General features: G+C 58.2%; 5 protein-coding genes. 3 read left to right on the top strand and 2 right to left on the bottom strand.

Annotated features, from left to right (window positions below):
• Positions 1–375 (top strand): UDP-galactopyranose mutase (locus AC1DX0_RS29565; protein WP_477357960.1); only part of this gene is annotated, 375 nt, incomplete at its 5' end.
• Between the two features lie 2 nt (positions 376–377).
• Positions 378–2,018: a glycoside hydrolase family 1 protein gene (locus AC1DX0_RS29560; RefSeq protein ID WP_477223628.1), complete on the top strand. Its 1,641-nt coding sequence runs from the start codon at positions 378–380 to the stop codon at positions 2,016–2,018.
• A 114-nt stretch (positions 2,019–2,132) separates the two neighbouring features.
• Here the strand turns inward: AC1DX0_RS29560 and AC1DX0_RS29555 are convergent, their stop codons facing one another.
• Entirely contained in the window at positions 2,133–2,852 is a 720-nt protein-coding gene (locus AC1DX0_RS29555) for a Crp/Fnr family transcriptional regulator (protein WP_477223627.1), read from the bottom strand.
• Between the two features lie 191 nt (positions 2,853–3,043).
• On the opposite strand from AC1DX0_RS29555, the gene AC1DX0_RS29550 reads away from it, so the two are divergent.
• Positions 3,044–3,280, top strand: coding sequence for a DUF6894 family protein (locus AC1DX0_RS29550; protein ID WP_477223626.1), 237 nt, complete (start codon positions 3,044–3,046; stop codon positions 3,278–3,280).
• A 1,076-nt stretch (positions 3,281–4,356) separates the two neighbouring features.
• Here the strand turns inward: AC1DX0_RS29550 and AC1DX0_RS29545 are convergent.
• Positions 4,357–5,643, bottom strand: coding sequence for an NRAMP family divalent metal transporter (locus AC1DX0_RS29545; RefSeq protein ID WP_477223625.1), 1,287 nt, complete (start codon positions 5,641–5,643; stop codon positions 4,357–4,359).
• Positions 5,644–5,932: the final 289 nt, after the last annotated feature.

Genomic DNA, 5,932 nt, shown 5'->3' with positions numbered 1-5,932 from the left:
GAGCACCTGACACTGGACATGCCACGGTTTCAGCCGGTCGCCGTCGTCAACTACCCGCAGACCGAGGCCTTCACCAGGATCACGGAATACAAGCATATGACGGGACAGCAGCACGCTCAAACCAGCCTGACCTACGAATATCCGACGGATGACGGCGATCCTTATTATCCGGTGCCCAGGCCGGAGAATGAAGTGCTTTACAAGCGGTATGAGGCACTCGCTGCTCAGCAAACCGATGCGATTTTCGTCGGTCGGCTGGCAACCTACCGGTACTATAATATGGACCAGGTGATTGGCCAGGCGCTGGCCGCGTTCAACCGCATTCAGAAGACGGGCGTACCAACGTTGTCCCTTGCCAAGGGCGCGGCTGGATAGTCATGGTGGAAGTTTGGGGCGGCATTGAGTGCAGCGTGGTTCGTGTCGGGGGCGTGATCCGCGATCAGCTCGCCGAAACCGGACATTCAAAGCGCATCGAGGATTTGAATCTCGTCGCTTCCCTCGGCATCAAAACGCTTCGATATCCTGCGTTGTGGGAGCACGTCGAGGCTGTTGAGGGCATGGGTGACTGGGGCTGGTTGGACCAGCGGCTCCAACGGATGCGCCAACTCGGCATCACTCCAATGGCTGCCCTTGTCCATCATGGCAGCGGGCCGTGCTGGACGTCCGTTCTCGCCCCGGATTTTGCCGAACGTTTAGCCGCGTTTGCCGGTCGGCTCGCAGGTCGATACCCGTGGATAAAGACTTTCACGCCAATTAACGAACCGATGACGACCGCCCGTCTCAGCGGCCTCTATGGATTCTGGCACCCACACCGCACGGACGAGCCAAGTTGCCTGCGGCTTCTGGTTGCCCAATGCCGTGCGATAGCGATGACAATGTCGGCCATCCGCAAGATCATCCCCGATGCGCGTCTACTGCAGACCGAGGATTTCGGAAAGATCTTTGCCACGCCAGAGCTAGCATACCAAGCTGAATACGAGAACGGCCGGCGATGGTTATCGCTGGATCTGCTTTGTGGCCATGTCGGTCAGAGCCATCCTTTCTATGACCGTCTCCTCGACGCTGGGGTCCATCCAACCCACTTGGCAGAGTTGGAGGGGGCGCCCTGCACTCCGGACCTGATCGGCGTTGATTACTACCTCACCAGCGATCGGTTCCTCGATCATCGGGTCGAAAGGCACCCTCGAGAACCGGTCGGCGGCAACGGCATCGATTCTTATGTCGACATCGCCGCTATCCGCGCCGACGCGCCAGCCTGCGAACTCGGATTTACCTCGCGCCTGCGCGAGGTGTGGCGCCGCTACGCGCTACCAATGGCAATGGGAGAAGTGCACAACGCCTGCACCCGTGAGGAACAGCTGCGGTGGTTCATGGAGGGATGGGAGGCCGCCACTGAATGCGCGGCTGAGGGTATCGACGTACGTGCCGTCACCGCTTGGTCAATGTTCGGCGCCGTGGACTGGAATTCCATGATGATGCGCCAAGATGGATACTACGAATGCGGGGTGTTTGACGCTAGGGCAGGCCTTCCGCGCAGTACAGTTATGGCCGATGCCATTTCGGCCTTGGTCAATAAGCAATCGTTCGACCATCCCGTGCTTGCGCAGACAGGCTGGTGGCATGCGCCGCGCAAGAGGTTGGTAAAATCGCCTACGATCCAGCTGCGAGGATTTGACCGGCGACTATCGATTCTGGGGGAGTGTTGCAGTCGCCGTCGACTTCCAGCCCACGCTGCACCCCAGCATACAGGATCGCCGGATGAATGGGTTCAGCTAAGCATYGGGTACACCGGAGACGGCTCAGTAGCTGTCTTGTATGCCGACTATTGCCAAGGCACGAACTTCTCGCTCGCGGTGTCTGACAGTGTGGACTGGGTTGCCGGCTGCAACGCATTCCTCGACCTGGTGATCGACGGCCTTACCGGGTCCTATGAGCTGGTTTCCGCACATCCCGACAACCAGTATCGGGTTGCCAAGCGCCCAGCCCCAAATACCGCTGCCATGTTACGTCAGCGCTGATGCAGGATGATCTCGCTGGCCCGTCCTATTGACCGACAAACCAAAGGCGGCGGCAGGGATCGGCGACGCACGCCTGGGAATTTCATGCTGCTTGGCGATTTACACCGGCGCTGGTCAGCGCGCATCTCGCACCATACTGAGGTAGGTCGGATCAAATTCCGCGATCTCCTGCAGGCGCTCCCAGTCGATGATTGTCAACGACTGATCAGCCCAAGTGATAGCGCCAAGTTTACGAAGTTCGCCTACGACACGGTTCATATGGACCACCGACAGTCCCAGCACGTCGGCGAGTTCGGCCTGAGTTATAGGTAGACGGAAACTTAGGCCGGCCGTGCGATTTACCACCTTCAATCGGACATAAAGTTCGCAAATCAGATGGGCTAGATGGGAGATCTTGGATCGACGCCCCATAGCGACGATCCATTCCCGGTGGATCGCCCCGTCGACCAGGGTGTCCAACCACAGAAGGCGCGTAAGGTGAGGCGCCGTCTCTGTAATCTTTCGGAGCCGATTGTGATCGGCAAAAAGCACGCGACAGGCCGACAAGGCGATAATGCCATGGTCCATGGTCTTGAGCAGGAAAGCGTGAAGGTCGACGAAATCTCCCGGCACCTGAAGCGACGTGAATTGTCGACCGCCGTCCTCAAGCACTTTGTAGCGCGCTGCCAGTCCCTCGACCAGCAGGGTGCTATAGGTTGGACGGGATCCCGCAGACACCAAATCCTGACCGATGGCGAAATCACGTCCGATTGAAATCGTCTGCGTTAGCAAAGCCCGTTCGGTCTCTGAGAGAACATCGTGTTGTTCCAGCTGCAAAAAAAGCGATTCAAGCATTGCGCATCCCGAAGGTTGTAGGCGGAGAATCGCTGACTGCCCTGGCGGATTAGCGAGAAGAGCTGCAAGTCCCCCCAACTCAAAATAAGCTCGCCGGCGCAATCTGATATATTTTCTAACGAAACGCCAGGAGTGAAGGAACCACGATTCGTCGAGCAGATTTAGTAATCTGACGTCCTGGGGTGATCTTAATGGACCGATATTTTTTCGATGTTTACAACAGTGATGGCCAGGTTCTCGACGATGACGGCCAATTTTTCGAGTCGCGAGATCGCGCACGCGCCGAGGCGCTGCGGATCCTGCATGACATAGCTCGAGATGAAATGCCTGATCGCGACCTTGTCAAGCTCACTGTGAAGGTTAGGAGTGACGGAGGCGCACAGATGTTCGAAGCATCGTTGATCCTGACATCAGGCTGGAGCGCATAGACATAATGGTCCAGCTTTTTCGAATAAGGCCCACGGCGACTTTCAGCTAGGACATCGCCCCAAACTATCAAAGATATAGATAAGAGCGGCATTGATCGACGTGTAAGGGCAGCGCAACGGGAAGAGCGCCGCGGCGCCGTGAGCAGCGCAATTCACAGCCTTTCTGCTTTCCTAGAGCTGGGGCAGCAAGTGCGGAGGTGCGCGGGCCATTCGGACACAGCGCCACGCGACCTCGCGCGCACCTCGGTCGATATACGCGCGGGATCAAAGTGCCATCGAAAAACGCGCCGAATCCTAAACCTCATCACCAACATGGGTTACGACGTGCATAAAGACTGTCGTAGGGTCATCATCGTGCAAACAGACAGTTTGGAAAAATCCAAGCGTATACAACGCGACGGGATCGCGTGGAGCGACGACGCGAAACGATGGTGCTTGGCTTCGCCATATGACGCGATCTGTATCGGTGCCAAAAATCGCGCGGAACTCTGGGCCAAGTTCCATCACCGAACAGGACCACCTCGGATAGACAGGCATCGTCGCTAAAGGAATACAGAATGGGCAGGTCGATAAGTTTCTTTATCTGGCAGGACTCTCGGGATACATGGGCAGCTTATGATCGAGATTTCTGTCTCCAGGCTGATCACGGCGGTAAGCCTTGCGGGCTCAAGCGCGACGAAGCTGAGCGCTTTGCAGCAATGGCAAACGAGGAAATATTGAGCTGGAGGTCCGGTTCCAGGCAGAGCGGTTCAACCCCGGACCGGTGAGACCAAATACCGTGCGCCACAGCACTAGCGGCATCGAGGGCCTTTCCCGTGACGCGCGGCGTTCCCCTAGCGCTCCTGACCGCCTTCACGCCTGCCCTACCGAGACGACATCGTACCGCTTTTACCTGACTTCGACATACTGCTCGACGAGCATGTCCAGCTAGCGAGTGGTTTGATTATGCGCATCATGTGTTCCTCCATTCCGGTCGAGACCCACCGTGCTGAACGGCGAGTTGCTGGCCGAGGCTCGGTGGTGGATTAAGCTGCGGCCGACCGCCAGGGCCTGTCCTCCACAAATGCTTTCGCATCCTAGTCCCAGAAGAACTGGGCGATCATCACAAGGGCTGCGACCGCCATGACGGCCGTCGCAGCCCAGCCGACGGTCCTCATCAACCGGGGAACAGTTGCCTTGCCCATGATGTCGCTTCGCGCCGACATCATCATCATCACTGCCATGACGGGGACGGCGACCACGCCGTTGACCACCGCGCTCCAGTAGAGTGCCTTGATCGGATTGACGGGGGTGAAGTTCAGACAGGCGCCCAACAGCGTTGCGACCGCGATGGTCACATAAAACGCTTTGGCCTCCAGCGGCTTGCGATCGAGGCCGGTTGGCCATTTGCGGGCTTCGCCCAAGGCATACCCCGCAGACCCTGCCAGAACCGGGATCGCCAGCAGGCCGGTGCCGATCACGCCCAAGGCAAAGATTGCAAACGCAAACGCGCCTGCCACCGGCTTCAGCGCTTCGGCGGCCTGGCTGGTCGACTCGATGTCGGTGATGCCGTTGGCATGCAGCGTTGCACCAGCCGTAATCATGATGGCCAAGGCTACAAGATTGGAGAACGCCATCCCGACATATGTGTCGAGCCGGATGCGTTCGATCGCATTCTCGGCCTGCTCCGGCGCCTCCTTGAGGGGCTTGCGCTCCGGCTTGGCCTTCTGGTCTTCCACTTCCTGCGAGGCTTGCCAAAAGAACAGATATGGGCTGATGGTGGTTCCGAGGATCGCCACCACCGATGTCCAGAAGCCGGCGTTCACGGTCAATTTCGGGATGAAGAGACCGCGAGCGACGTCACCCCATGGGACATGCACGACCAACACAGTGCCAAAATAAGCGAAAAGGGACAGGGTCAACCATTTCAACACCGAGACGTAGCGGCTGTATTTGAGCAAGACCTGCAGGACGACGGACACCACCCCGAACAGGATGACATACGCGAGATGCGGCCCGCCGATAATCAATTTCAGGGCGTCGCCCATGGCACCGAGGTCGGCTCCGATGTTGATGGTGTTGGCGATGAGGAGCAACACGACAACCGACTGAAGTAGCCAGTTCGGATAATAACGGCGCATGTTCCCGGCAATCCCTTGGCCGGTGGTGCGCCCGATCCGTGCACTGATTTCCTGCACCACTGACATTAACGGATAGCTGAACAGCAACGTCCATGTAAGGCCGAAGCCGAACTGCGCACCTGCCTGGGAATAGGTGGCAATGCCGCTGGGATCGTCGTCGGACGCTCCCGTGATCAGGCCAGGTCCCAGGATGCCAAAAAACCGGGGCTTCGACGGGCCAACAACCGGATCGTTCTTTTCCATTCTCACAGCCTCCCTCCGCTCCGAGCGAGGTAACTTGCCGCCGTGGCAAAAGCTCCGTCATGAAGAAAATTATTCTACGTTTGCCGGCGAGCGGATGCAGGCTGCGCCATTTTCGCCGGTGGAATGTCCGGTCCCCGGCCTGACGCTTCGTCATGGATATCGAATGGTGGACGGGGACGGCGTAAAAGTGGCCGCGATGCGAGCAACTCCCGGACTCGAACGTCCTTGCCTGTGTGGCGGGAATCATCGCCGTGCTCAACGACAATGAGCACAATGCTCTCCCGGAGGC

This window comes from Mesorhizobium sp. P3_A9 (assembly GCF_056402975.1).
This window is presented reverse-complemented; position numbering and strand designations above follow the sequence as displayed.